This is a genomic window from Streptomyces coeruleorubidus, assembly GCF_008705135.1.
Taxonomy (GTDB): Bacteria; Actinomycetota; Actinomycetes; order Streptomycetales; family Streptomycetaceae; genus Streptomyces; species Streptomyces coeruleofuscus.
Window position 1 is genome coordinate 9,098,418 of record NZ_CP023694.1, and the last position, 24,554, is coordinate 9,122,971.

Annotated in this window: 25 protein-coding genes and 1 pseudogene; 13 read left to right on the forward strand and 13 right to left on the reverse strand. The window is 70.5% G+C overall.

Annotated elements, in window-relative coordinates:
- Window positions 1–4 precede the first annotated feature (4 nt).
- The 3 genes from CP976_RS41375 to CP976_RS41385 are packed head-to-tail and all read left to right on the forward strand — an operon-like array spanning window position 5 to window position 2,812.
- Window positions 5–1,003: a carbohydrate ABC transporter permease gene (locus CP976_RS41375; RefSeq protein ID WP_150484972.1), complete on the forward strand. Its 999-nt coding sequence runs from the start codon at window positions 5–7 to the stop codon at window positions 1,001–1,003.
- 2 nt (window positions 1,004–1,005) lie between these two features.
- Entirely contained in the window at window positions 1,006–1,860 is an 855-nt protein-coding gene (locus tag CP976_RS41380) for a carbohydrate ABC transporter permease (RefSeq protein ID WP_229875957.1), read from the forward strand.
- Between the two features lie 46 nt (window positions 1,861–1,906).
- Complete coding sequence (locus CP976_RS41385; protein WP_229875959.1) at window positions 1,907–2,812, forward strand: immunity 49 family protein; 906 nt, start codon at window positions 1,907–1,909, stop codon at window positions 2,810–2,812.
- 27 nt (window positions 2,813–2,839) lie between these two features.
- Here the strand turns inward: CP976_RS41385 and CP976_RS41390 are convergent, their stop codons facing one another.
- Window positions 2,840–3,835 carry an aldo/keto reductase gene (locus tag CP976_RS41390; protein WP_150484973.1) on the reverse strand — a complete coding sequence of 332 codons (996 nt, stop codon included), beginning with the start codon at window positions 3,833–3,835 and terminating at the stop codon, window positions 2,840–2,842.
- A gap of 126 nt (window positions 3,836–3,961) precedes the next feature.
- Between CP976_RS41390 and CP976_RS41395 the strand changes: the two genes are divergently transcribed.
- Window positions 3,962–4,822, forward strand: coding sequence for a helix-turn-helix transcriptional regulator (locus CP976_RS41395; RefSeq protein ID WP_150484974.1), 861 nt, complete (start codon window positions 3,962–3,964; stop codon window positions 4,820–4,822).
- A 17-nt stretch (window positions 4,823–4,839) separates the two neighbouring features.
- Here CP976_RS41395 and CP976_RS41400 read toward each other — a convergent pair whose 3' ends face one another.
- Window positions 4,840–5,883 carry an alpha/beta hydrolase family protein gene (locus tag CP976_RS41400; protein ID WP_150484975.1) on the reverse strand — a complete coding sequence of 348 codons (1,044 nt, stop codon included), beginning with the start codon at window positions 5,881–5,883 and terminating at the stop codon, window positions 4,840–4,842.
- A gap of 125 nt (window positions 5,884–6,008) precedes the next feature.
- Here CP976_RS41400 and CP976_RS41405 point away from each other — a divergent pair, with 125 nt between their 5' ends.
- Both CP976_RS41405 and CP976_RS41410 read left to right on the forward strand, forming a co-directional pair.
- A complete protein-coding gene (locus CP976_RS41405) occupies window positions 6,009–6,653 on the forward strand; it encodes a GNAT family N-acetyltransferase (RefSeq protein ID WP_150484976.1) in 645 nt (214 codons plus the stop codon).
- On the forward strand, window positions 6,650–7,525 hold the full coding sequence (locus tag CP976_RS41410) for a PaaX family transcriptional regulator C-terminal domain-containing protein (RefSeq protein WP_150484977.1): 876 nt from the start codon (window positions 6,650–6,652) through the stop codon (window positions 7,523–7,525). Before CP976_RS41405 ends, CP976_RS41410 begins: the two co-directional genes overlap by 4 nt.
- 174 nt (window positions 7,526–7,699) lie before the next feature.
- Here the strand turns inward: CP976_RS41410 and CP976_RS44135 are convergent, their stop codons facing one another.
- The gene (locus CP976_RS44135; RefSeq protein ID WP_190146970.1) at window positions 7,700–7,843 is read right to left on the reverse strand and encodes a hypothetical protein; all 144 of its coding nucleotides are present in this window, start codon (window positions 7,841–7,843) and stop codon (window positions 7,700–7,702) included.
- Window positions 7,834–8,277 (reverse strand): MFS transporter, encoded by a 444-nt coding sequence (locus tag CP976_RS41420; protein WP_244403675.1) that lies wholly within the window; start codon window positions 8,275–8,277, stop codon window positions 7,834–7,836. Before CP976_RS41420 ends, CP976_RS44135 begins: the two co-directional genes overlap by 10 nt.
- Window positions 8,278–8,718: 441 nt before the next feature.
- Between CP976_RS41420 and CP976_RS41425 the strand changes: the two genes are divergently transcribed.
- Window positions 8,719–8,922 (forward strand): cold-shock protein, encoded by a 204-nt coding sequence (locus CP976_RS41425; RefSeq protein WP_007379522.1) that lies wholly within the window; start codon window positions 8,719–8,721, stop codon window positions 8,920–8,922.
- Window positions 8,923–9,267: 345 nt separating this feature from the next.
- Here the strand turns inward: CP976_RS41425 and CP976_RS41430 are convergent, their stop codons facing one another.
- Window positions 9,268–10,653 carry an MFS transporter gene (locus CP976_RS41430; RefSeq protein WP_150484979.1) on the reverse strand — a complete coding sequence of 462 codons (1,386 nt, stop codon included), beginning with the start codon at window positions 10,651–10,653 and terminating at the stop codon, window positions 9,268–9,270.
- A 375-nt stretch (window positions 10,654–11,028) separates the two neighbouring features.
- On the opposite strand from CP976_RS41430, the gene CP976_RS41435 reads away from it, so the two are divergent.
- Window positions 11,029–11,808: an FAD-dependent monooxygenase gene (locus CP976_RS41435; RefSeq protein WP_229875964.1), complete on the forward strand. Its 780-nt coding sequence runs from the start codon at window positions 11,029–11,031 to the stop codon at window positions 11,806–11,808.
- A 184-nt stretch (window positions 11,809–11,992) separates the two neighbouring features.
- On the opposite strand, the gene CP976_RS41440 is transcribed toward CP976_RS41435, so the two are convergent.
- Window positions 11,993–12,670, reverse strand: coding sequence for an alcohol dehydrogenase catalytic domain-containing protein (locus tag CP976_RS41440; protein WP_208838957.1), 678 nt, complete (start codon window positions 12,668–12,670; stop codon window positions 11,993–11,995).
- Window positions 12,667–13,563: a fumarylacetoacetate hydrolase family protein gene (locus tag CP976_RS41445; RefSeq protein WP_150484981.1), complete on the reverse strand. Its 897-nt coding sequence runs from the start codon at window positions 13,561–13,563 to the stop codon at window positions 12,667–12,669. The genes CP976_RS41440 and CP976_RS41445 overlap by 4 nt, the downstream gene beginning before the upstream one ends.
- A gap of 205 nt (window positions 13,564–13,768) precedes the next feature.
- On the opposite strand from CP976_RS41445, the gene CP976_RS41450 reads away from it, so the two are divergent.
- The 4 genes from CP976_RS41450 (at window position 13,769) to CP976_RS41465 (ending at window position 18,572) form a co-directional block, all read left to right on the forward strand.
- Window positions 13,769–14,689 carry a VOC family protein gene (locus CP976_RS41450; protein ID WP_150484982.1) on the forward strand — a complete coding sequence of 307 codons (921 nt, stop codon included), beginning with the start codon at window positions 13,769–13,771 and terminating at the stop codon, window positions 14,687–14,689.
- Between the two features lie 102 nt (window positions 14,690–14,791).
- Window positions 14,792–15,676: an ABC transporter substrate-binding protein gene (locus CP976_RS41455; protein WP_150484983.1), complete on the forward strand. Its 885-nt coding sequence runs from the start codon at window positions 14,792–14,794 to the stop codon at window positions 15,674–15,676.
- 114 nt (window positions 15,677–15,790) lie between these two features.
- On the forward strand, window positions 15,791–16,591 hold the full coding sequence (locus tag CP976_RS41460) for a GntR family transcriptional regulator (RefSeq protein ID WP_150484984.1): 801 nt from the start codon (window positions 15,791–15,793) through the stop codon (window positions 16,589–16,591).
- A gap of 637 nt (window positions 16,592–17,228) precedes the next feature.
- Window positions 17,229–18,572: an MFS transporter gene (locus CP976_RS41465; RefSeq protein WP_150484985.1), complete on the forward strand. Its 1,344-nt coding sequence runs from the start codon at window positions 17,229–17,231 to the stop codon at window positions 18,570–18,572.
- A 204-nt stretch (window positions 18,573–18,776) separates the two neighbouring features.
- Here the strand turns inward: CP976_RS41465 and CP976_RS41470 are convergent, their stop codons facing one another.
- The 4 genes from CP976_RS41470 to CP976_RS41485 form a co-directional block, all read right to left on the reverse strand.
- Window positions 18,777–19,148, reverse strand: coding sequence for a hypothetical protein (locus CP976_RS41470; RefSeq protein WP_150484986.1), 372 nt, complete (start codon window positions 19,146–19,148; stop codon window positions 18,777–18,779).
- Window positions 19,148–19,798 (reverse strand): class F sortase, encoded by a 651-nt coding sequence (locus CP976_RS44140; RefSeq protein ID WP_229875967.1) that lies wholly within the window; start codon window positions 19,796–19,798, stop codon window positions 19,148–19,150. The genes CP976_RS41470 and CP976_RS44140 overlap by 1 nt, the downstream gene beginning before the upstream one ends.
- Window positions 19,791–20,618, reverse strand: a complete 828-nt coding sequence (locus CP976_RS41480) for a DUF4397 domain-containing protein (RefSeq protein WP_150484987.1) — start codon at window positions 20,616–20,618, stop codon at window positions 19,791–19,793. The genes CP976_RS44140 and CP976_RS41480 overlap by 8 nt, the downstream gene beginning before the upstream one ends.
- A gap of 107 nt (window positions 20,619–20,725) precedes the next feature.
- Complete coding sequence (locus CP976_RS41485; RefSeq protein ID WP_150484988.1) at window positions 20,726–21,334, reverse strand: RNA polymerase sigma factor; 609 nt, start codon at window positions 21,332–21,334, stop codon at window positions 20,726–20,728.
- 160 nt (window positions 21,335–21,494) lie between these two features.
- On the opposite strand from CP976_RS41485, the gene CP976_RS41490 reads away from it, so the two are divergent.
- Entirely contained in the window at window positions 21,495–22,517 is a 1,023-nt protein-coding gene (locus CP976_RS41490; RefSeq protein ID WP_150484989.1) for a MerR family transcriptional regulator, read from the forward strand.
- 178 nt (window positions 22,518–22,695) lie between these two features.
- Here the strand turns inward: CP976_RS41490 and CP976_RS41495 are convergent.
- A pseudogene (locus tag CP976_RS41495) lies at window positions 22,696–22,926 on the reverse strand (deoxyribodipyrimidine photo-lyase); the annotation flags it as partial.
- The gene (locus tag CP976_RS41500) at window positions 22,904–24,508 is read right to left on the reverse strand and encodes an SDR family oxidoreductase (RefSeq protein WP_150484990.1); all 1,605 of its coding nucleotides are present in this window, start codon (window positions 24,506–24,508) and stop codon (window positions 22,904–22,906) included. The pseudogene CP976_RS41495 and the gene CP976_RS41500, both read right to left, overlap by 23 nt.
- Window positions 24,509–24,554: the final 46 nt, after the last annotated feature.

Consider the following 24,554-nt stretch of genomic DNA (forward strand, 5'->3'; position numbering starts at 1 on the left):
CCCCGTGAAATCCGTCGAATCCGCGCACGCCGCGCCCCATGCCCGGGAGCAGGCCCCACCCGTGACCTCCGTCGAACCCGCGCGCCCGGCGCGCGCTGTGCGCAAGAACCGCGACTGGTTGCACGGACTGCTCATGTCCACGCCCGCCGTCGTCGGACTCATCGCCTTCGTCGGGATCCCGTTCGGCTACGCCGTCGTCCTCTCCTTCTACAACGTCCGCCTCGGCTCCCCGCTGGAACCGACCTGGTTCGGGATCGAGCACTACCGGCGGCTGTTCACCGACCCCGATCTGTCCGGCCCGTTCCTCAGGTCCCTGCTCAACAACCTGACCTTCGCCGCGGTCGTCGTACCCGTGCAGACCGGTCTGGCGCTCGGCCTTGCGATCCTGCTCAACCGCAAGCTCAAGGCGATCGGCCTGTTCCGGTCCCTGTTCTTCATGCCGGTCGTCTTCCCGATGGCGCTGGTCGCCGTGATCTGGCGGCTCATCCTCGCCCGCAGCGATCAGGGCATGCTCAACTCCGCGCTGGACGCGGTGAGTTTCGGCAACTGGGGCGCCTTCGACTGGCTCGGCGACTCCGCCACCGCGATGGTCTCGATCATCATCCTCTCCGTCTGGCAGGGCGTCGGCTTCCAGATGGTCATCCTGCTCGCCGGGCTCCAGCAGATCCCGGGTGAGCTCTACGAGGCCGCCGAGCTCGACCGCGCCTCCCGCTGGCAGCAGTTCCGGAATGTCACCCTGCCCGGCATCCGCGGCACCCTCGTGTTCGTCGCCATGCTCACCTCGGTGCTCTCCTTCCGCGTCTTCGACCAGGTCTACGTTCTCGTCAAAGGCGGCGGACTCAATGAGGACGCGGCCCGCACCGTGATGTACCAGGCGGTCACCACCGCCTTCGACCAGAACAACATCGGTCAGGCGTCCGCGATCACCGTCGTCTTCTTCCTGATCGTCGTCGTCCTGACCCTCATCCAGCGCCGCGTCGTCCGGCCCGACAACGAGGACTGACCATGAGCATGAACACGGGTCTCACCCGCAATCCCCTGCGCCGCGTCCTCGACTACGCCGTCCTGTCCGTCCTGGCTTTCGTCTTCGCGCTGCCCGCCATCTATCTGCTCATCGGCAGCCTCAAGCCGTCCGACGAAGTCCTGAACGGCCTGTCCGGCTTCCTGCCCACCAACCTGTCGTTCGACAACTACACGGCCGTCCTCGGCAGCCTCAACTCCGAGAGCACCGGCTACTTCTGGCGCTTCATGGGTATCTCGCTGCTGCTGGCCTTCGTGGTGGTGACGGGCGGTCTCTTCGTCAACTCCATGGCTGCGTACGGACTTTCACGGCTGAAGTGGCGCGGCCAGAACGCCGTCTTCACCCTCGTCCTGCTGCTGATGCTGATCCCGTTCGAGTCGGTGGCGGTCCCGCTCTTCTACATGTTCAACGACCAGCGCAACACCCTCCTCATCCTGGCGCTCCCGTTCATCGCCAACGCCTTCTCGGTCTACCAGTTCCACACGTTCTTCCGCACGATTCCGCCGAGCATCGAGGAAGCCGCCCGCATCGACGGCGCGGGCCCCTGGCGCACCTTCTTCGCCATCATCGTCCCGATGTCGAAGCCGGCCTTCGCCTCCGTTGCGATCCTGACCTTCCTCATCCAGTGGGGCTCGTTCCTCTGGCCGGTCCTGATGGTCTCCGATCCGGCGGTACGCCCGCTGCCGCTGGAGATGAGCGTCTTCCAGGCCCAACTGCCCCCGGACTGGGGCCAGATCCTCGCCTTCGGCGTCCTCCTGGTCCTGCCCGTCCTGGTGGTCTTCGCCTTCTTCCAGCGGTGGTTCGTCCAGGGCGTCGCCAGCTCCGCCGTCAAGGGCTGAGCCCGCACGCCTCTTTGATGTCAGTGGTGGCTGTCAGGATGAGTGCATGACGATCAAGGATGTGGCCCGACACGACGTGAGCCGGCAGCGGATCGAGCAAGCCCTGGAGGACATAGAAGGGCGGACCCGTCGCCGCTGGCACACGATGCGATACGACTGTTACTCCGATGAGGAACTGCAGGCGATGCGCGACGACCTCCTCGATCACCTCGCCGCCCGCACGCTGACGGATCCCCGGCTCGGCACCGCTCCGTCACGCATCGTCCTGCGCACCGCGGCGGAGTGCGCCCTGGGATTCCTGGACCTCGGCTGCTATCCCAACGGCGACCAGAAGATCCTCTTCCCCCTCATCGACGAGAGCATCAGCAGCGAGGACACCGACTTCGAGGCCGTGGTGGAGCACGCATCCACCGCGAGGGACTGGCTGGACACCTTCGCGCTGGGTGTGATCAGCGGCATGGTCCGGGAACGGGACCGCGTCATCGGGCTGCTGCTGCGTGACCACGCATCCGCCATCCACGACGGGGTGCCGTATTCGAAGCTGGACTCGAAGTCGGATCCGGGGGAACTGGCGGAGATGGACACTCTTGCTTGCTATCTGACCAAGGCGCGTGGGCACCTGCCTCGGGACTGGCCCTCGGTGACGTTGTGCATGCCGGAGGTCGACGAGCGTCTCGACGGGGCGCTGCGTCTGAATGCTCTGGGCGCCCTGACGCCGGATCAGCAGCTGTTGCGCGTGCTGCTGGAGGATGACCAGTCGGCCTTCGAGCAGGCTTTGTCGCATCGCCTTGTCCAGTACCGGGAGAGCGCACCTCCCGATGCGGCGCCCCGCAGCCTGCTCCCGCAGAAGACCGTCGCCCTGGCCGCACTGGCGGTCCAGGTGCACGGCTGGGCGTTGCGCGTCCAGTCCGCCTACCTGCCCCAGGCCTTGCTGAGCGCCCCTGAAGGGTGACCTGGGCGAGTACGGTGACCGGCGGACTCAGTTGCCGACGCCGAGGCTGGACATGAACGCGGGCGGGTATCGGTCGCCGCGCGCCGCGCCCGGCGGCACCGCCTTCTCGATCTCGGCGAGGTCGTCCGCGGTGAGGACCAGCTCCATCGCGGGCAGCGCCTCGGCCAGCCGCTCGCGGGTGCGAGCGCCGACCAGCGGCACGATGTCGTCACCCTGTGCGGCCACCCAGGCGATGGCCAGTTGAGCGACCGTGCACCCCTTCGCGACGGCGACCCGGCGCAGTGCTTCCACGAGGGCGAGATTGTGTTCCACGTTCCCGCTCGAGAATCGCGGGCTGAAGCCGCGGTTGTCGCCGGGGCCGGCGGTGTGGCCGGCGGACCAGTGCCCGGAGATGAGGCCGCGGCTGAGGACTCCGTACGCGGTCAGGCCGATGCCGAGCTCCCTCAGCGTAGGCAGAATGTCCGCCTCCACCGCGCGGGAGATCAGCGAGTACTCGATCTGCAGGTCGGCGACCGGGTGCACGGCATGCGCCCGGCGGATCGTCGCCGCGCCGACCTCCGAGAGGCCGAGGTGCCGGACGTACCCGGCGTCGATCATCTCCTTGACCGCGCCCACCGTCTCCTCGATCGGCACCGCCGGATCCAGCCGGGCGGGGCGGTAGATGTCGATGTGATCGGTGCCGAGGCGGGTCAGCGAGTAGGCCAGGAAGTTCTTCACCGCCTCGGGACGGCCGTCCACCCCGCCGAACACCGGGCCCGGCCCTCGCAGCATGCCGAACTTGACGCTCAACTGGTAACTGTCCCGGTCCCGGCCACGCAGCGACTCGGCGATCAGCAGCTCGTTGTGGCCCATGGCGTAGAAATCGCCGGTGTCGATCAGCGTGACGCCGCTCTCCAGCGCGGCGTGGACGGTGGCGATACTCTCCGCGCGGTCGGCCTCGCCGTAGGCGCCCGACATGCCCATCGCGCCCAGACCCAGCGCGGAAACGGCCGGGCCGGTGGTGCCCAGGGTTCGTGTCTGCATCGCGTTCTCCTTCGTCGTCGATCTGCCACCCACCCTGCGCCCGCGCCGCGACGTACGGGAGCGGAGCGTTCGTCCTGGGAGAGACGCTCCCTGGATCCGCTCGCCCGCTGCGAGGACCATGGGGACATGCAACGTGACCAGCTCGCCGACTTTCTGCGCCGCCGCCGCGAGGCGATGCGTCCGGCCGAGGTCGGCATCGCCGACGGACCGCGGCGCCGCACCTCCGGCCTGCGCCGGGAAGAGGTGGCCACGCTCGCCGGCATGTCGGTGGACTACGTCGTACGCCTCGAGCAGGGCCGCAGCAGCCGGCCCTCGGTCCAGTTGCTCGGCGCGCTGGCCCGGGCGCTGCGCCTCTCCGACGACGAGCGCGACCACCTCTTCCACCTGGCCGGCCACCAGCCCCCACCCGCCGACGGAGTGGCCCGCCTGGCCCGCGCCGGCCTGATCCGCATGCTCGACCTGCTCGGCGACACCCCGGCCCTGGTCCTGTCCGACCTGGGCGAGGTCCTCGCCCAGAACCGGGCCGCCCTCCTGCTCGCGGGTGATCACACGGGCTTCTCCGGCGACCGCCGCTACGCCGTATACCGCTGGTTCACCGACCCCACGGCCCGCGCCGTCACCCCGCCCGAGGAACAAGAACGCTACGCCCGCCAGCTCGTGGCCGACCTGCGTGCGGCCGCCGGCCGCCGGACCGGCGACTCCATGGTCGCCGGACTCGTCGACCGGTTGCAGGCCGCGAGCGCCGACTTCCGCCGGATCTGGGCCGAGCACCAGGTGGCGGTCCGGCGTGCCGACCGCAAGACCCTGCTGCATCCGCGTGTCGGCCACCTGCTGCTGGACTGCGAGACCCTGGTCACTCCCGACCAGGGCCAGCAACTGCTGGTGCTCACCCCTGCGGATGCCGAGACCCGTGAGCGGCTGGAGCTGCTGCGGGTCATCGGTGTCGAGGAATTCCCCACGGGGGCAACGGACCCGACGACACAGTGAAGCGGCGCGAACGTGCCTCAGCCGGGATCCTTCAGGAACTGTCGCTGGTCGTCCAGGAACCCGTTCGCGAAGAGCGAGCGGGGGGAGAAGAGCGCGGTGAGCGTGGTCTTGACGTCCGACTGCTCGATGGACTGCCTGAGCAGTGAATGGGTCGCGTGCGGGTAGCGTTCGACCGTCAACGCACCGCCTGCGTCCAGCACTTCGCGGTAGACGCGCTCCGTGTCGGCGGTGTCCACGTTGATGTCATGGCCTGCGAGGGCCAGCAGCACCGGTATGCCGCGCAGGGCGCGCAGGTCCTGCGTGGCGTCCGCGGCGTAGTTCTTGGAGATGAAGCTCCAGCGGTCGGCGGTCATGCCGCCCGTGTCACCACGCGTGGCCTTGACGTACTCCTCGAAGGTCGCATGGCGTTCCAGCAGACGGCGGGTGGTGTCGCTCTTCGCGATCGCGGCCTTGGTACGGGCTGCCGATGCGCCGTCGGCGCGCAGCTCGGCGAGGAGGTTGTAGCGGCCCTGCCGGAGCCAGTTGATCGCGGGCGAGACGGCGATGACGAACTTCACCGGGGTCTTCGCTGCGATCTTCGGCAGGACCCAGCCCGCCTGGCTGGCGCCCCAGAGCCCGATCCGGTCGCCGTCGATGTCCGGGCGGGCGCGCGCCCAGGCGATGGCGGCGGCTGCCTCCTCGGCCCGGTCGTCCATGGACTGGTCCAGCCAGTTGCCGGGTGCGCCTGCGACGCCGGGCTTGTCCCAGGACAGCGAGGCGTACCCGGCCCTGGCGTTCGCTTCCCACATGGGCTTGTAACCGTCGTCGTGGGTGGCGTCGACGGGACCGTCGCCGTGGACGTACACGACCAGACCGTGCTGCTTGCGGCCTTCCTTGGGAGTGGCCAGTACGCCGTTGAGGGTGTGGCCGCCGTGGCGGATCGAGACCCGCTGCTCGTCCATGTCGTAGGAGTGCTGCCACAGCACCACACCGACGAGACCGGCGGCCACGACCAGGACCATGACGAGTGACCACACGACGGTGCGGAGCCCGCGCCGTCGGGGCTGGGTCTTTGCACACATGGGATGACCGCCTCTGTTCGGGTTGGACAGACACCCAAACTATCAGTGCAAGAACGGTCGTTGGGATTCTGATAGATTTGAGTCCAGGTTGCAGCGAGGAGTTGCAGCGAGATGGGGGGTACGGCATGGCCATCGACGCGACAAGCCCCGGAACCGGACCGGTGACGGTCCAGCGAGGCGTTCCGGTGGGAGCCGAGCGGCGGGCGGCCGAGCTCTACTGGGACGCCTTCGGCCGCAAACTCGGTCCCGCACTGAACCCGCCGGGCAAGGCGGTGCCCTTCATCGCCGCCCACCTGAACGCCGATCGCGCTGTCTGCGCGCTCCTCGACGGGCAGCTCGTCGGCCTCGCCGGCTACCAGCTCGGCGGGCGGGCCCTCACCGGGGGATCGGCCTCCGCCGTGCTGCGCGCGTACGGACGCCTGGGAGGACTGCGCCGACTCCCGATCCTCGCCCTGTTCGAACGCCGGCCGGCGCACGGACAGCTCGTCATGGACGGCATCGCCGTCGCCCCGGACGTGCGCGGCCGCGGCGTCGGAAGCCTGCTCATCGAGGAAGTGGCCGCCGTCGCGGCGGAGCAGGACTGCCGGGAGATCAGGCTGGACGTGATCGACACCAATCCGCGCGCCCGGGCCCTGTACGAGCGGCGCGGCTTCACGGCCGTCCGCACCGAACGCACGCCCTACCTCCGCAGGTTGCTGGGGTTCGGCGCGGTGACCACCATGCACCGCCCAGTCGAGGCGGCCGGGCCGAGAGGACCGCGCACACCGTGACCGACCACGTCGAGATCCCCACCCGCATGCTCGTCCACGCGCTGATCCGGGAGGACGGCACGGTCAGCGCGGACGAGCTCTACACCGTCGCCGCGACCCTCGGCATGAGCGACCAGCAGGTGCGGCTGTGCGTCAAACGCCTCGTGGCCGAGAGCCGGTTCACCCACGAAGGCCGCGGTCGCAAAGCAGTGCTGCACGCCACGGAAGCCACCATACGATCCCTGGCCCCCAACGCGGACTTCCTGCGGCACGCATTCCGCCAGGACGCCGGGCTCGCCCCCTGGGACGACGTCTGGCACCTGGCCGCCTTCGCCGTGCCCGAATCGGCGCGCACGGCCCGGGACGCCCTGCGCGAGACACTCGTCCACCTCGGCGGCGCCCCGCTCCAGGGCGGACTGTACGTCTGCGCCAACGCCTGGGAACCGTACGTCGAAGACGCGGCACACCGCCTCGGCGCCCACAGTGCGCTCACCCTCCTCAGCACGACGGACCTGCGCAGGGGCGACACCCGAGAGCCTGCCGAACTCGCCCGCCACCTATGGCCTTTGCAGGAAATCGCCAACCGCTACCACCACCTGAGCCGCATCGCCCAGCCCCGCCTCGACCGGCTCACCGGCTCTGCCGGACTCTCCCCGTCCGAACTGCTCACCATCGCTGTCGAGCTGGCGGCCGAACTCACCCGTGCCATGGAGCCCGACCCCCTGCTGCCGCCTCAGCTCCTGCCCCAGCCCTGGCCCGGCACCCAGGCCCGGGAACTCATCGCCCGGTGCTGGGCGGCCCTGCCCGAACACGACCACGGCGAAGCCCGGCCGACCCTCTTCCGCCTCTACGCCGACATCACCCGAGAAGCAGCAGACCGCGCCACTCGCTGAAGACGCAACGGTCGGCGCAGGTCATGCCGGTTGGGTGAAGAGGTCTGTCTGTGGAGCACCGTGTCGGCGGCGCCGCTGTGCCGGCTTACCGACTCACGATGGAACGCCCCGGGCGCCAGGACGAACGCTGGGCGGTCGCACTGCCCTGGGAGGACAGCTCCTTCACCGGCGTCCTCACCTCACCCGCTCAGCGGGCCCCGCCGGCACCCGCCCCAGTTTCTCGGGGTTGCGCACGGCGCCTTCGTGCAGCACGAACACTGCGCGCTCCAGAGGCGACAGCGTCTCCATCATCACCAGGACCGCCATGCTCAGCGACACGCCAAGCAGCGAGGCCCCGCGACGGTGGCGAGGCCCGCGACTGCGGACCACACCCCGAAGGCCGCCCCGCGGCGCTCCGCCGGGAAGACGGCGCTGATCAGAGCCAGGGTCTGCGGCATCATCACTGCGGCGCCGAGTCCCTGGACCGCCCGGGCCGCGATCATCTGCCCCGGGGTGTCCACGAACCCGCACACCGCCGAGGCCACCGTGAAGACCGCGAGCCCGGCGGTGAACGTGCGCTGTGCGCCGAACCGGTCGCCGAGCCGTCCGGAGAGCAGCAGCAGCGCCGCGAAGACCAGCATGTACGCGTTGGCGAACCAGAGGATGTCGTCCAGCGACGCGTCGAGCGCCGCAGCCATCTCGGGGATGGCGATCGTGACGATCGTCGTGTCCAGCAGCGTCATGAAGAAGCTCGCGCAGAGTACCGCCAGCACCAGCCAGGGTTTCGCAGCCGCGCTTCCGGTGCGTCCGTGCCCATCCCGTCGCCTTTCGGTCGTGGTCGTTGGGGCGCTTCCACAGGACCGACGCAGCCGGGCGCGGAACCGTGACATGGGTGGGGCACCGGATGTGCGGATCGCCCTGGGACGCGGGACGTCGTCGTCCGGCCGGGCCGCGCACGGAGCCGAAAATCGACCCCCGACCGTCAAGGGCGCAGGCACGGGGGACGGCTGGCGGTCTGCGAGGCAGCCCGGCCGCGTCGTTAGCGGCTGGCGACCGGGCGGTGTAGCGTCGATATTCAGCAGTCGTGGTTCCGAAGTCCCGTTCGCCCGTGATCACGATCATGGGCGTTCTTGCTGTTCAGCGCCTCTCCGGACCAGGGCGATCACCTCCCGGGCCCGCAGGGTGCGAGCCTGGGTTTCCTCGAAGGAGCAGTCATGGCCAAGGGCACCGTGAAGTGGTTCAACAGCGAAAAGGGATTCGGCTTCATCGAGCAGGAGGGCGGCGGACCTGACGTCTTCGCCCACTACTCCAACATTGCCGCTCAGGGCTTCCGTGAGCTGCAGGAGGGGCAGAAGGTCGAGTTCGACGTCACGCAGGGCCAGAAGGGACCGCAGGCGGAGAACATCCGGCCGGCGTGACCACAGTGCCGCGCACGGACCCATCGCCGCTGGGGGTGTGACACACTCCCGGTCACCGGTGCGCTGTCACCGGTGAGCCGTGCATGCGGCTCCGCAAGGCCCGCGTCCCCCGTTGTGCGGGTCGTTGCTTCCGGGGCGGGCAGGCGTTCCCCCGTCGCCTGCCCGCCCCGCCCCCAACCCCGCACCCGCGAGCAGGCCGCCGCGCGACAGGCTGACCACCGGCCACCCCCCCACGTCCACCGTCGTGACGTCGGCGGCTGCGGCGTGATCCCGGCGCACGGCGCCGTGTTCTCTTTATCGCGGAATGTGGCGCGTTCAGAGCGGGGGAGTCCCGGAGGAGCATGATCAGGTCGGCTCCGGCAGGGAGCGCACGGGCCCGTCCGCCCTCGCGTGTCCTACCGGGGCTTCCTGTCCAGGAGCACGGGGAACCAGTCCGATCAGTGCGGCACCGATGACGCCGGGCACCGCGAGGGCGTAGAAGTTCCACTGGAACGCCAGCCCCGCCCCGATGATGAGTCCGAGCAGTGGCGGGGCGAGCATCGAGCCGAGGCGACCGAAGCCCAGCGCCCAGCCCATCGCTGTGGCGCCCATCCGCACCGGGTAGTACTTGGAGACGTAGGCGAGGACGAACGTCTGCGTTCCCATCGCTCCGACACCTCCCAGGGCGACGGCCGCGTACAGCACTGCCGTGGGCAGCCGCAGGCTGAGGAGGATCACGGCCACGGCGGCCAGGAGGTACGTCGTGACGATGATCGGCTTCGAGCCGAGCCGGTCGGCGGCCAGGGAGATGAGGAGTTGGCCGACGACAGCCCCGAGGTTGAACATCAGGAGGAAGCCGAGCGCGGAACCGGATGAGTAGCCGGCCTGGCGCATGATCTCCGGGAGCCAGGTGTTGTACCCGTAGATCATGAACAGGCACAGGCACGACATGACCAGGAAGCACAGAGTCGCCACGATGTAGTCGCGCGAGAGCAGCGCTTTCACCGGCGACATGCTGTTCGGGTCGGTTTCGGCCGACGGCCGCGTCGTCGTGGGTGCTTCTTCGTGTGTGTCTTCGAGGGTGATGTTCCAGCGCCGAGCTGTCCGCTCCGCCTCGGCGTGCCTGCCCTTCGCCCGGAGGAAAGCGATCGACTCCGGCAGGAACTTCAGGGCCACAGGCACGATCAGGGCTAGCGGGAGGAGACCGAGGAGGAACATCGCCTGCCAGCCGAACCGGGGAATCACGAACATCCCGGTGAAGGCGGCGAGGATGCCACCCACGGGAAAGCCGCTGAAGATGATCGCGAAGACCAGGTTGCGTGCCTTGGGGTGTGAGTATTCACCGCTGAGAGCGGAGGCGGTCGGCAGTACGCCGCCGAGGCCGAGGCCGGCGAGGAACCGGAAGATGCCGAACACCTCCGGGGAGGTCGCGATCGCGCACAGTCCCGTCATCACCGAGAACCAGGTCAGACAGCAGATCAGCATCTTGCGTCGGCCCAGTATGTCGGTGAGTGTGCCGACGGTCGTGGCTCCTATGAGCATCCCGATCAGAGCGAAGGAACCGATCAGACCGGCACCGGCCGGAGTCAGACCCCACCCGTGGTCGTGCAGCAGGGACGGGATGACAGCGCCGTAGATGACCACGTCGTACCCGTCGGCAACGATGGCGACTCCACAGATCGCGAGCACCAGCAGGGTCACCGGAGGCCAGGTGACTTTGCCGCCACTTCCTCCGCGGCTCTCTTCGTGCATGACAATTCCTCTCACTGGGCTTTGTCGGTGGTGTGCAGGCCGACCGGCGCCATGTCAGGGCATGGATGCGGGAGGGCTGCGGGCACGCAGCTTGATCGGCGAGGCTCGTTGAGGCGATGGCCTGACTGCTCGCCGGTGGCTCACCTTGCACCGCTAAGTGTGCACACTATGACGGGGCTGTAAAGAGTGGCGTACAGGAAAGCGCGACTCGAAGGCTCAATGTGTATGCACCTTGAAGGTGGACAGCTCAAAGAACGGCGTCGGCGCCGAGGCCCCGGGAGATGCCGCGGCCTGCCAGCACGACAGCAGGGGCCCCGAGCCATCGCTGCGGCTCGGGGAGCGTCTCGCCGGCCTTCGCCGACCGGGCGAGGGGGAGTGGAGCTCACGTTCACCGACGGAACACGGGAGGTCGCCGACGTGGTCATCGGCGCCGACGGCGTCCACACCACCGTGGGACAGCATGTGACCGAGGCGGGCTCACCGCGGTTCTCGGGGATCTGCGCCTGGCGATGCCTCGTACCGGCCGACAGCGCGCCGGAGTTCGCGCGCCGCCCGGTGCAGACGTTGTGGCTCGGCCCCGACCGTCACCTTGTCCATTATCCGATCTCCGCGGGCACGCAGATCAACATCGTCGCGTTCGGGCCCGCGTACGACTGGACGACGGAATCGTGGTCGGCCGAGGGACGGATCGAGGACCTGCGCGCCGAGTTCGCCGACTGGGCCGACGATCTGCGGGTGCTGCTGGCGGCGGCGGAGTGTACCGGGCGGTGGGCTTTGCTCGACCGGGACCCGCTGCCCCGCTGGACGAACGGGCCCGTCGCGTTGCTGGGTGATGCGGCGCACCCGATGTTCCCGTTCTTCGCCCAGGGAGCGGCTCAAGCGATGGAGGACGCCGCCGTCCTGGCGGGCTGCCTGGCCGACCAGTGGCAAGCACCCTCGGCCGCGCTCCGCCGCTACGAGGACATACGCCGCCCGCGCGCCACCCGCGTGCAGCAGATGAGCCGGGGCAGGGCACAGAGCAACCACTTGCCCGACGGCGCCGCCCAGCAGGCCAGGGACGTCTCGTTCTCGAGCGTGGACCCCTTCGCCCACAACGGGTGGATCTACTGGCACGACGCCGAACTGTCCGTGCGGGAAGCACGCGCGGCCGGCTGAGCCGATGGAGACGTCGGCGGCCTACCCGCTCGGGCGGCTTCGACAACGGCGTCAGCATCGGCGCGCGCCACGAAGGCGTGTGGAAGATCGTGCGCCGGCAGCCGATCTACGAGCTGGACGGCTCGAGCACTCCGGGCGATCCTCACTGACCTGCCTCAGGGCACCTGCCTGGCATGAGTCCGGTTCAGGTGCCCTGGTCGTGTGTGATCGGTTGAGCCACCGGGAGTCGGCCGGGGGCGTAGGCGGCCGTGGTGGAGCCGAGCGCGGAGGAGGCGCCCTGGACGAGTACCCAGTGTCCGGAGCGGAGCCCTGCCTGGGTCATCTGGTTGGCGGCGACCGCGCCGAGGAGTGCGAGTGAGGCGGCCATCGCGGCCGGGATGCCGTCCGGAACCTTGTGGACGTTGCGCGCCGGCACCGCACAGTACTGGGCGTAGGCGCCGGGGTGGTGGGTGCCTATCACGGTCAGGCTGTCGCAGACTTCCTCGCGGCCTTCCGCACAGTAGGTGCAGGTGCCGCAGGCGACACCGGGCAGGACGGCCACCCGGTCGCCGACCTGTACGGAGTCCACGCCCTCGCCCAGTGCGGCGACGGTGCCGGCGTGGTCGGCGCCCAGGATGTGGGGCGGTTCGATCGTGGCGTAGGGGTGGTTGCCCGCGCGGGCCGTGAGATCGAGCAGTCGGCCGATGCCGACCGCGGCGACCCGGACGAGGACCTCTCCGGGACCGGGGCGCGGTGTGCCGACGGTGGCTTGCTCCAGGACGTCGGGCGGTCCGAACCGGCGGAACAGCATGGCCTTCATGGTTGCGGGAACCGGCAGCGCTCCCGACCAGCCGAGCTCAGAGACGGTGAAAGTGTCGCTCATGACGCCACCACCGTGTTCTCCAGGCGGCCGATCCGCTCTATCTCGATGACTATCTCATCCCCGGCGGCCAGGAACTCCCCGCGCGGTACTCCGCAGCCGGCCGGTGTGCCGGTGAGGATGACGTCGCCGGGTTCCAGCCGGGTGATGCGGCTGGCCGCCGCGATCACCTCGGGGATCTTCACCATCATCTGTGCGGTGGAGGAGTCCTGCTTCACCACTCCGTTGACGCTGAGCTGGATCCGCAGGTTCTGGGGGTCGGTGATCTGCCAGGCTGGCACCAGGCCCGGGCCGAGTGGGCAGAAGCCGTCCTGGCCCTTGTGGCTCACCCAGTCGAAGGTGAACGGCTCGGCGACCGGCTTGTCGGACTTGATCCGGTCCCGGGCCGAGATGTCGTTCGCCGCCAGGTAACCGGCCACATGGTCCATGGCCTGCTCGGGCGCGAGGTCGCGGCCGCCACGGCCGATGACGACGGCCAGTTCGGCCTCCCAGTCGACGCGTGCGCCCGGGTAGGCGGGCAGCGGCACCGGGTCGCCCGGTCCGGTCACGGTCGTCGTCGGCGGTTTGAGGAAGAAGAACGGGTCGCCCAGCTCACCAGGGCGTTCGCAGCCCATCTCCGCGATGTGGTCCCAGTAGTTGGCGCCCGCGCAGAGCACCTTGCTGGGATACGTCAGCGGCGGAGCGAGGCGGGCGCCCGCGACGGCGTCGGACGCTGCCGGCGTCCAGTCGCGGAAGAGCGGCGCGAGCGACTGCCACCGGGCCAGGACCTCCATCAGTGTGAGGCCCTCGGTCCCGGGCGGCCCCTGGACCACAGTGTCGTCGGTGTACGCACCGACGACGACGTTCTCCGAGTCATCGACCCGGTACTGCACCAGCGACCATTCAGGCGGTGTCATGTTTCCTCCGGCAAGCGGCTCTCTGAAGCAGCAGAACCATAGTGCATACACATTGGCGGAGGAAGGGGTTGCTTCGAGGTGCACCCCAGGCGCGCTGACATGGAAAAGACTGCACCAGGAACCTGGACGTCAAGCCTTGAAGGTGTACACACTTAGCTCGGTGCCCGTGCGGAATGCGGATTCACCAGAACCGTGAGGAGTGCACATGTTGCGTGTCAAAGGTCTCCTGCACTACGGACTCCAGGTGCCGTCGCTCGACAAGGGTGCGGATTTCTACAGCGCGTTCGGACTGGAGACGGCGGAGCGCGGCAACGCGGTCGTGATCCGCTGTGACGGCCGGGAGCAGGACCAGACCGTGCTGACGGAGGGGCCGGTCAAGCGGCTGCACCACGTGGCGTTCGCGGTGGACCCGGACTCGCTGCCCGAGTGGCAACGCCATCTGGAGGGCCTGGGCCTGAAACTGCTGGACGAGCCGAAGGAGGTGCCCGGCGGGCTGTGGTTCCGCGATCATGAGGGCAACCTGGTCAACCTCCGTGACGAGCGGATCGCTCCCTGGCGCGAATTCGGGACCACGGACGGGCAGGACGCCAACGTCGGCGACCGTGTCCGCCGGATCGACCGGGCGCGCTGGCTGACCACGACCGAGCAGACTCGCCCCCAGCGTCTCGGCCACATGCTGATCTTCAGCTCCGATGTGAGCGCCTCGGAGGCGTTCTACACCCGCACGCTCGGACTGCGCTTGTCGGACCGCATCGTGGGCGGGCCCGTGTTCATGAACTCGGGGCCCGGCGACCATCACGTCTTCGGCTTCGTCCCGGCGGAGCACCCCGGCCTGCACCACTCCAGCTGGATGGTGTCCGACATCGACCAGATCGCCAGGGGCGCGCAGAACATGGCCTCCGTGGGCTATACGAAGGGCTGGGGCCTGGGCCGCCACACCCTCGGCTCGAACCTCTTCCACTACCTCCAGGACCCCTGGGGCAGCTGGATCGAGTACTCCAGCGACATGGACTGCATCACCGAGAACTGGCAGCCGACCGACTGGGAGGACCTCCCGGCGGCCATCTGGAGCCCCGGGGAACCGCCGGCCGACTTCATCACCAACCAGGAAGCGAAGCCCGCCTGACCGGCGTCACGCGACCGCCCGGACACTCGCAGCCGACGGCCTGCGACGTCCCAGCCCCGCCTTCCGCACTCGAAGGAACCATCCGATGCAAGGAACTTCGTCATGCTCGACGCGCTGAACGCGCTCCGCCCGCCCGGCGAGCCCACCCGACGGCTGACGGCGGGCATCTTCCCCGGCGCCGGCACCGTGCATCTCCACCACGCCATCGACTCCGGGTACTTCCAGCAGGCCGGGCTGGAGGTGAACCTCGTGCAGGTCGTCTCCTCCGACCAGCAGATGGCCGGCTGGAACGATGACGAGTACGACATCATGCACACCTCTCCCGACCACCTGCTGCGCGGGCTGCTGAAGCGGGATCCGGTGGCCGTCCGGGCCGAGGGCATGGGCGAGCTGGCCGTGCACAGGCGCTCCGGAGCGCCTGTGCCGACGGACCGGTGGGCGGTCGACAACGCGCGGAGCGCCTTCGCGTTCGTGCTGCGCGCCGTACTCGCCGACGTCGCCGGCTCGCCGGTGACCGACGACCAGCTCGTCCCGGTGGGGGGCACCTTGCAGCGGTTCCAGGCCCTGCCGACGGAGGCGGTGGACGGGACCACACTCCACCCGCCGTTCGACGTCCTCGCCGCCGAGCAGGGATTCCCACGCGTTGGCGGCCACCTCCAGGTCGCACCCGACCTCATCACCAACGTGGTGGTCACCCCTCGTGAGACCGCCACCGCGTGGCACACCCGGGCCTATGCCGAGGTCTGCCGTGTGAGCACCGAGGACCTGCTGGCCGCTGGCGCACCGGGCATCGAGGCGGCCCTGCTACGGCACGGTCTGCCCGAGGCCGCCGTCCGGGCCGCTGTCCCCGGTCTCCTCGGGCCGGCCGGCCTGTCGACTCCCCCCGAGGTGACCCTGCGCGGCATGGAAGCGGTGGCCGGCCTGCGCCGCCGCTTCACGCCGGACTGGCAGCCCGCCTGCCCGCTGACGTCCCTGATCGGCCCGTAGGTGAATACAGTTACAGGCTGCCCGGATCCAGCTGAGGAGAGGTGGGTGAGCGGTTGTCCCGGAGTTGAGAGGGGCTCGCCTGTCGGCTGCATACACACTGGGTAGACTCCCGGCGTGAGCAGGAAGAGGAGCGAGTCCCCCGTGGAACAGTGGCCGGCCGACGACGAGGGGCAGGCTGCCCGGTCCGTCCCGCCGGACGAAAGCCCCACAGCCGCCGCGGGCGGGCGCCGCCTGGCTCTCGACGTCCACGGGCGGCTGCGAACCATGATCCTCAGTGGCGAGCTGCCGCCGGGTTCCGTGCTGCTCCAGGCCGAAATGGCCCGGAAGCTGGGCGTCAGCCGCACACCCATGCGCGAGGCGTTCCGGCTGCTCCAGGAGGAGGGGCTCATCGACGCGCGACCCGACCAGCGAGCCCGGGTGCGGGCGGTGGACCCCGAGGACCTGGACGGTGTCTACGGGGCCCGCATCATGCTCGAAACGCTCGCCGTCAGCATGACGGCCAAGTCGTTCACGGCCGAGGACATCGAGCGCATGAGCGACGCCCTGGAGCGGATGCAGAGGGTGGCTGTCGACGAACATCCGGACGAATGGCACGCGGCGCACCACGAGTTCCACGGCATCGCCACCCAGGCGGTCGGGCCCCACCTGCAGCGCATGCTCGCGTCGCTCGGCGAACACAGCGAGCGCTACATCCGCCTGGCTCAACTGGGCGCCCCCGCTTCATGGGGCAAGGCATACGCCGAGCACGAAGCGCTCCTGGAGGCACTGCGCCTGAACGACCCGGCCGAAGCCGCCCGAGTGGTCGCCCGTCATCTGGCGCGCACCGCGCTGAGCGTGCTGGCGGACATCGCCCCCGAGTACGAACCCACGGCCACCCGGACGGCCCTGGGGATCGCGGGCAACGGTCAGTCCTGACGCCGGGGGAGTTCTGACGGGCTCCCTGCACGGCCGCCTCACCCCGGCCTGAGCGACCTGCGAGTGGGTCAAGCCGGTCGAGTCGGCGGACGAGAAGGCCGCTGACCACGACCTTCACCGACTCCCGGCTCTACGTGGCCATCGTCGACCGGCTCACCCCCTCGGAGGCAACCTCATCCAGACCGGCACCGAATCCTGCCGCCTCGCCATCACCCAAGCCCGGGCCGTCGCCCCTCGGTAAGAGGTCGGGCGAAGGGGAGGAAGTAAGGAGGCAGCATCTGGTCCGACGGCGCCGGTCGGCCGGGGCCGGCCAGGAACTGGGCGCGGCGTCGGGGCAGTTCACAGAATTGTGGCGGAGTGATCCCTAGGGATCACGTGCCGTCGGCTCCGGTAGCATCGGTGCCATGTCTGGTGCTTCGTGCGCGGCTTGCGCCGCGGTGACGAGGACGCTCCGCTAGCGGCGGGGCGTTCCTCTCACTTCTGTTGAACGTGTCGTCGCTCCGTGGTGGGACCGGAGCGGCACGTTCGTGCTGCTCGGAACTTCTTCTGGGCAACGGAGTACTCGGTGTTCTCAGGCATTTCCTTTTCGCTCCGGGACGGATCGTCCCCGGTGCGTGCGTGGCTGGTGCTGTGCTGCATGGCCATGCTGCAGTTCTTCATCGCGGTCGACGTGACCGTGGTCAATGTCGCCCTGCCTTCGATCGGCGCCGACTTCGGAGTCGACGGTCACGCCCTGACCTGGGTCGTGGTCGGGTACACGATCACCGGCGGCGGGCTGCTGATGCTCGGCGGCAGGCTGGGCGACGTGCTCGGCAGGCGCCGCATCCTCCTGTTCGGCACCATGCTCTTCGGTGCCGCGTCTTTGCTGGCCGGGCTCGCGCCATCCTTCGCCGTGCTGGTGGCAGCCCGGCTGTTGCAGGGTGCCGGGGAGGCGATCGCGCTTCCGGCGGCGATGGCGGTGATCGTGCTCATGTTTCCCGAGGGGCCGCGCAGGTCCCGGGCGCTGAGCGTGTGGGCGGCCGTCGCGAGCTGTGGCCTCGTCCTGGGATTCGTGGGCTCCGGGATCATCACCGAACTGCTCGGCTGGCGCTGGACCTTCCTGGTGTCCGTGCCGTTCATCCTGGTCGTGCTCGCCGCAGTGATCTTCCTCGTGCCGAACGAACGGCCTGCCGAGCCCGCACCGCTGGACCTTCCCGGTTCGCTCTTGCTGATCGCGGCTCCGCTGCTGTTCACCCTCGGCGTCGTCGAGGCAGGAGAGGCGGACGGCACGCTGCCCTGGCTGCCGCCAGTGGCGCTGGTCGGCGCGGTAGTGGCCGGGGCCCTGTTCGTCGGGGCCGAGCGCCGTTCGCGCAAGCCGCTCGTGCCGCTGAGGTTCTTCCGCAATCGGCCACGCGTCCTGGCCAACCTTGCCACCGCGCTGCTGAGCGCGGCGCTGTCCACCTCGTTCCTGCTGTTCACCTACTACCTGCAGGACCGGCTGGGCGCCGGCCCGCTCCAGGCCGGTTTGACGATGCTGCCCCTGGCGGTGTCCCTGATTGTGGCCTCGGTACTGGTTCCCCGGCTGCTCGGACGGTGGGGCGCCCGGGCCTGTGTCCTGGCCGGCATCGGCTTCACCATGCTGGCGATGGCAGCCATCGCCCTGGTCTCCTCCCTCGGGGCCACCGGTCTGGCGATGGTTCCGGCGATGATGCTCATCGCTGCCGGGATGGGGTTCGGGCTCGTCGGACTGCAGTACGTCGCGGTGACCGGGGTGACCGAAGACGACGCCGGCATCGCCTCCGGCGTCCAGCGAGCCGCCGACCAGCTGGGAGGTTCCATCGGCATCACGATCTACGTCGGCATCGGGTTCGCTCCCGCCCTGGACGGTACCGACCCGTTCCTCGCCAGCAGCTTCCTGGCCATCGCCGGGCTCGCCGCGGCCGGGTTCGTCGCCTGGCGCATCTCCCTGCCCGCCGCGGCGAAGGAGGAGACCCGCAGGTGATCTGGGCAGGGCTGCGCCCGTCCGGCGGTCCGGCCGGGCGCGGCCCTGGAAGCAACAGGTCCACGCGAACGAGCCCACGGTACGCGCGGGAAACGTGGCCAGCCGCGCCAACTCCTGGCCGCCCTTCCACGACTCCCGCTGTCGCCAGCAGTGCCCCTGGACGGGCTCATCTGCCGGATGCTTTTCCGCACTTGGCGGACTGCATCAGACATTCCGCTTCACCATGTGGCGGGCGACGCCGCCGGCGACCACGGAGCCGGCGACCACGGCGAGGGCGAGTGCTACGAGGAGCTTCCGTTTTGCGCTGCGGCCGAGGGGCCTCGGGGGCGGTCGGGGTGGGGCGGACTCGCGTGACAGGCCCTGTGTGATGCGCTGCCAGACCCGCTCCGGGGGTGCGGTCGGCAGGTCCACCAGCTCCGCGCTGCGGGCGGCGGTCACCACGCGGGTCATCATCCGCAGCTCGTCGCGGCAGCGGTCGCACCGCTCGACGTGCCGCAGGGCCTCAACGTCGTCGTCGGTCGGCGGGGTGTTCCGCAGCGCCAGTTCCACCAGGTGCGCGGGCTCTACGTGGGCCATTACGCCCTCCCGTTCGCCGGACCCCGCGACTCGGCGGGCTCCGCCGTGACGACGAGGTTGGACAGATAGCCGCCCCTCTCGGGGACGAACGGCGGCGCGCAGGTGATGAGCGTCAGGACGGGGGCACCGGACCGGCGGAACACCGAGGAGGGCAGTTCGTCCTTCGGCACGGTGACGCGCGAGACGACGCGGTAGTGCACCGATTCCGCCCCCGCCCGCCGCACCTCGACACGATCCCCGCGCCGCACGTCGTACAGCGCGGCGAATTCACCGATCTCACCGGTCTCGCTGTCGACGTGCCCGACGAGCACGGCCGACCCCCGCTCACTGCCCGGTGCCGGACCGTAGCGGTACCAGCCGGCCACGGAGGGCTCGTCGGGGACGGTCATGTCTCCCCGGTTCGTCACGCCCACCGGGCCCACCCGGGCGTCGAGGCCCACGCCGCGCACCAGGACGCGCCGGGGCGGCGGATCCTGGGCCGTGCCGGGGTCCGCCTCAGCGGCCGCCCCGTCCGTACGTCCGGAGGTCGCGGCCACGACTGCGGGCGGGGGCGCGGCCGGGTGCGTCGGCCCGTCCGGAAAACCGAGGACGGCTGCCAGAGCGGCAGCCGCCACGGTCAGTCCGGTCAGCCGTCGCGCGCTGTCAGCCACGCCGGCCGGCGACCCTGCGGGCCGTCAGGACGCCCGTCACCGTGACCACTCCGGCCGCGGCGGCCCAGGCCGGCCACGTGTCGGAGGAGTTCGTGGTGACGGCGGCACCGCTGCCGCCCGCGTCGACGCCCTTGGGCGCCGATGCCATGCCGCTGAAGGACTGGGTCTTCAGGGCCAGGTTCTTGTCGCCGGCGCTGCCCCATGCGTAGACGACGTTGCTGGTGCCTTCCTCGAGGCTCAGGTCGGCCGGGCCTATGGCCACGGTGTCCGTACCGGCGAGCACCACGTCGGCGTTGACCGTGCCCGCGTCGACCTCGGCGGTGTCCTCCTTCGGGTGGCTGAGGTTGCTGAAGACGGGCTGTCCGCCGGCCCGGACGTCGACGGCGGGAGCGGCCGCGACATGGCGGACCGTCAGACGCGCCTTGCCGGCGCCGACCTGCGAGACGTCGTTGACGAAGGCCGTCAGCTGGGGCTTGCCGTCGGCGGAGAGATGGGCGGCGACCGTGGCGTTCGCGCCCTCGGGCACCTCGACCTTCTTCTCCAGGGCGGGAGTGCCCTGGGGTCCCATGCCCGCTTCGAAGATCTGGATGTCGTAGGTCCCGGCGTCGAGGGACTGCGGGGCCGTCACCGTGCCGGGCTTGAAGTCGCTGAGCAGTTCGTCGCCGTTGGCGTACACGTCCACGGTCATCCCCGGGATGCCGTGGAAGACGGACACCATGGCCTTGTCCTGTTCTTGGGCCATGGCGGGTGCGGCCATGCCGAGAGCCAGGGCGCAGGCGCCGGCCGAGGCTGCGACGGCGAGGTGGATTCGGGAGCTCATGGGGATCTTCCCTTCAGAAGGAGTCTCCGTACGGTGCGGAGTCTCAGTCCCGTTTCAGGTGTGGGGGCCGCCTCGGATGCGCGGCCGGCGGTGCTTCTCCGACGCGGTCACATGCCCGTGCCGGGAGCGGCGGACTGTTCGATCACCAGGCGCAAACGGTGCAGGCCGCGACGGGCGTGGCTCTTGACGGTTCCCAGGGGCATGCCGGTGCGTTCCGCGATCTGCGCCTGGGTCAGGTCCTCGTAGAAGGCCATGCAGAGCACTTCGCGCTGCTGCTGCGGCAGCCGGGACAGGGCGTCCACGAGCAGTACCCGGTCCAGGACGCGGTCCGGCGCCGCCTCAACCTGCTCCGCGCCGGCGGCGGTGTCGTGGGCGGCCGAGTCGATGAGCGTCAGTCGTCTCGTCCTGGCCGCCAGCGCGTCGACGGTCTTCCGGCGGGTGATGCCGACCAGCCAGGCGCCGAGCGGTCCCCGTTCCGGGCGGAAGCCGGACCGCCCGTGCCAGGCGCCGAGAAAGACCTGCTGGGTCACGTCCTCCGCCTCGTGGGCGTCACCGAGCAGCCGGGTGGCCATGGTGTGGACGAGTGAGCTCCAGCGCCGGTAGATCGCGGCGAACGCCTCCTCATCGGCCGCCGCAAGGCCACGGGCCAGCTCCTCCTCGTAGCGCGTCTCCTCCACGGGCGGGGAGAGGGTCGTGGACAGCGTGTTCGTGATCATGGCCTGGTTCCTCCTGCCGGGCGCCGTGCGGGACGGAAGACCGTCTGCCGAACCACACCGGTCGCGCTGTGCGGGCGGCGACCATGCGCTCGAGAACCAGTGTTCGGCGCACAAACGACGCAGCACAACATGCGTCGGTTGTGCGTCGTACAGTGGAGACATGGCCGTACACGAACGGGATGACGAAGGCGTGCCGGTGGGCGCCGGGCTGACCACCGGCGAGGTGGCCCGGCGGCTGGGAGTGGCACCCACCACGGTCCGCACCTGGGACCGCCGCTACGGCCTCGGTCCCGCCGCGCACACCGGCGGCCGGCACCGGCGCTGGACGGCCGGGGACATGGCACGGCTGGAGCGGATGTGCGCACTGACCGCGACCGGCATAGCGCCCGCCGAGGCGGCGCGCATGGTGCGGGGCGATGCCCCGCCCGAAGCGGTCCCGGCCCGGCCGGCACCCGAGGCGGCACCGCGCCCCGCCGCCTACGCGGCGCCACGCCCCGCCGTGCGGGCTCGCAGCCGGGCGGGCAGCGGGCTGCGCCTGGGGGACGTGCGTCAGGAATGCAAGGGCATCGCCCGTGCTGCCCTGCGCCTCGACGCCGCCGCGCTGGACGAGCTGCTCGAAGCCACGATCGACGAGCACGGGCTGGTCACCGCCTGGACCGAGGTGATCATGCCGACGCTCCAGGCGGTCGGCCGCAAGTGGGAGAGCTCGGGCGAGAAGTACGTCGAGGTCGAGCACTTCCTGTCCTGGCACGTCTCCGGCGCGCTGCGGCGCAGCACCCCCTCCGCCGTCGCCGACCGCCCGGGCGCCACCACGGTGCTCGCCTGCGTACCGGGAGAAAACCACACGCTGCCGTTGGAGGCGCTGGCCGCCGCGCTGGCCGAACGCGGCCTGCCGGTACGGATGTTCGGCGGTGCCCTGCCCGTGGAGTCGCTCGTCACGGCCGTACGCCGGACCGGTCCGGCCGCGGTCGGGCTGTGGGCGCAGTCCCGTACCACCGCCAGCCGGCCGCTGGCGCAGCACGTCGCCGCGATGGAGTGGGGGGTGCGCGGGGCCCGCCGCAAACCGGTCGTCCTGACGATCGGTCCCGGCTGGGCCGGCCGGACCTCGGCCGGCCTGCCGCGCCCGGCCGGGCTGGCAGAGGCCGTCACGCTCCTGGAGTCGGTCGTGTCGCACAAGTCCTGATCGGCTTGCGTACACAGGCCCTGATCGGCTGTATTCGGACACGGCCGACGGCCCGAGGCGGTGAGGGAACGGACCGGTGCCGCCGGCTGGTGCGGCGACTTCGACGAAGCGGTCGCCGCCACCTGGCACCTGCTGCGGGTGCACGACCCCCGACGGCGGCGCGCTCACCGTCGATCCGGCGCCGACGCAGTGAGGAGCCGAGGTCGGCCAGGCAATCGGTGAGGAAGGCATTGCGGTTGGGCACGTCGAAGCCGTTCGCACGGACGGCGGGGTCGCGGACGAACAGGGGAACCACCTGGTCGGCCGCGTTCAGCGCGGCGTGCGAAGGCGGATGGTCGTACAGACGCAGGTCCGAGGTGAACAGGACGACCGCGACGGTCGTGGCGTCACTCCTGGTGCGGTGAGGCAGGGGACGCGGGATGCTGCCTCTTCCTTCGCCCGGCGCGGACCCGTCGGATGCGGGTGGCGCGCGCGGCGCTCCGGCGCCCGCCCGGGCCGCCCGCCGCCGCCCGGGCGATGTTGCGCGCCATGCCACCGAACACGACGGCGTGGAACGGGGCGACGCTCCACCAGTAGGCGTGCCCCAGCAGGCCGCGCGGATGGAACAGGGCGCGCTGCCGGTACCGGGTGCGGCCCTCGTCGTCGGTCTCGGCGTACATCTCCAGCCAGGCGAGGCCGGGCAGCCGCATCTCGGCGCGCAGCCGCAGCAGATGACCCGGCTCGATCTCCTCGACCCGCCAGAAGTCCAGCGAGTCGCCCACCCTCAGGCGCTCGGTGTCACGCCGTCCCCGGCGCAGTCCGACCCCGCCGGCGAACCGGTCCAGCCAGCCCCGGACCGCCCAGGCCAGGGGAGAGGAGTACCACCCGTTCTCGCCCCCGATGCCCTCCACCACCTTCCACAGTGCCTCCCGCGACGCGTCGACCGGCCTGTGCCGCTCGTCCTCGTAGAGGCTGCCGCCGGCCCAGTCCGGGTCCGTGGGCAGCGGATCGCTGGGGGCTCCGGGCACCGAGGCGGAGGACCAGCGCGTGGAGACCTGCGCCTCCCGCACCCTGCGCAGCGCCAGGGACAGGGCCTCGTCGAACGGCAGCGGCCGGCCCGGAGCGTCCGGCACGTACTGGGCGATGTCGTGCTCGTGGCAGACGACCTCGTGCCGCAGCGACTCGGTCAGCGGCCGGGCGAGGGAAGCGGGGACCGGGGTGACGAGGCCCACCCAGTGGCTGGACAGCCGGGGCGTGAGGACCGGGACCGGCACGATGAACCGCCGGGGCAGCCCGGCGACGGAGGCGTACCGGGCCATCATGTCCCGGTAGGTGAGGACGTCCGGCCCGCCGATGTCGAAGGCCCGGTCGACGTGGTCCGGCATGGTGGCCGACCCGACGAGGTAGCGCAGCACGTCCCGGACCCCGATCGGCTGGGTGCGGGTGTGCACCCAGCTGGGCGTGACCATGACGGGCAGGCGTTCGGTGAGGTAGCGCAGCATCTCGAAGGACGCCGACCCCGAGCCGATCACGACGGCGGCCCGCAGCACCGTGGCGGGCACGGGGGAGGCGAGGAAGATCTCTCCCACCTCGGCCCGGGAACGCAGATGCGGGGAGAGCGAGTCCTCCGGGACGCCGCGTGGTGTGAGCCCGCCGAGGTAGACGATCCGCCGTACGCCGGCGGCACGCGCCTGTTCGGCGAAGATCCGCGCGGCGGCACGGTCGGTGTCCTCGAACCGGGAGCCGGTTCCGAGGGCGTGCACCAGGTAGTAGGCGACGTCGATCCCGCACATCGCGGCGGCGAGCGACTCCGGATCCGTGACGTCGCCCCGGACGGTCTCGGCCTCCGCCGCCCAGGGGTGGTCGCGGAGTTTGCCGGGGGAGCGGGCGAGGCACCGGACGCGATGACCGGCCTCCAGCAGCTCAGGCACCAGGCGCCCGCCGATGTACCCGGACGCCCCGGTGACCAGGCAGTGCAGCTGCTGCCCGGCCGGCTGTCCGTCCGCCGCCATGGTCGTGCCTCCCGTCGTCCGCCGCCGTCGTCGTCATGCCGCGGGG